Annotated in this window: 2 protein-coding genes; both read left to right on the top strand. The window is 42.7% G+C overall.

The annotated features are described in order from the left end of the window. Window positions 1–468, top strand: a 468-nt coding sequence (locus tag AB4496_RS13890; protein ID WP_372131174.1) for a DUF6701 domain-containing protein, incomplete at its 5' end; no start/stop codon positions are given. A 148-nt stretch (window positions 469–616) separates the two neighbouring features. Further along, a partial coding sequence (locus tag AB4496_RS13885; RefSeq protein ID WP_372131172.1) for a rod shape-determining protein occupies window positions 617–901 on the top strand: 285 nt, incomplete at its 3' end.

The raw sequence follows: 901 nt of genomic DNA, 5'->3' as shown, positions 1-901 counted from the left end.
AGCCAACCCAATGTGGTTTTTGGTCGTGTGAATTTGAGTGATGTAGGTGGGGTTGAAGGTAGTTCGATTACCGTTCCTCTTCAAGTTCAGTATTGGACAAACGGTGCTTTTATTAACAATGTATTTGATAGTTTTACTGATATCGATGCTGAAATGGATGGAAACCCTACGGTTATATGGCCTGTTGGGGGAGCGACTACGGCGACATTAACGGGAGCTGCTGATGTGAATAATGGAGTGTCGAACAACTTTACAGCACAGCAAGCCCCTAATGCTGTAACTAGGGAGCAAGTGCAAATTTGGCAACAGCTTGACTCCATAAATAATAATATGCCTTGGCTAATGTTTGATTGGGACCAAGATGGTATTGATGAAGAAAACCCATCAACAGTAGTCACCTTTGGTATCCATCGCGGGAACGATCGTGTGATCTACCGAGGTGAAAGTGGCTTAATAGGTCAGCAATAATATGATTTTTTGGCTGTTAAGTTAGGAATCTGTAAGAAATTGTGGGTTTCAGTCCATGTTTATACTTCAATGCCTTGCCGTGACAGCAAGGCATTGGTACATTTAGTGCAATTTTTGTCTTCTAATTCTTGCAGGATGAGCGAAGAATATGTTTAAAAAGCTTCGTGGCATGTTTTCAAACGACCTATCGATTGATTTAGGTACTGCCAATACCCTTATATATGTAAAAGGCCAAGGCATTGTTCTTGATGAGCCTTCAGTTGTAGCTATCCGCCAAGATCGTGCGGGTTCTGCAAAGAGTGTCGCTGCGGTTGGTCACGCTGCTAAGCAAATGCTTGGCCGTACGCCTGGTAATATCTCAGCAATCCGTCCAATGAAAGACGGCGTAATTGCTGACTTTTACGTAACGGAAAAAATGCTTCAGCACTTCATT

Source organism: Vibrio sp. 10N.222.46.A1 (assembly GCF_041473595.1).
In the GTDB taxonomy this organism is placed as follows: domain Bacteria; phylum Pseudomonadota; class Gammaproteobacteria; order Enterobacterales; family Vibrionaceae; genus Vibrio; species Vibrio tasmaniensis_A.
Note: the sequence above shows the minus strand (reverse complement) of the source record. Positions and strands in the feature narration are given on the sequence as shown.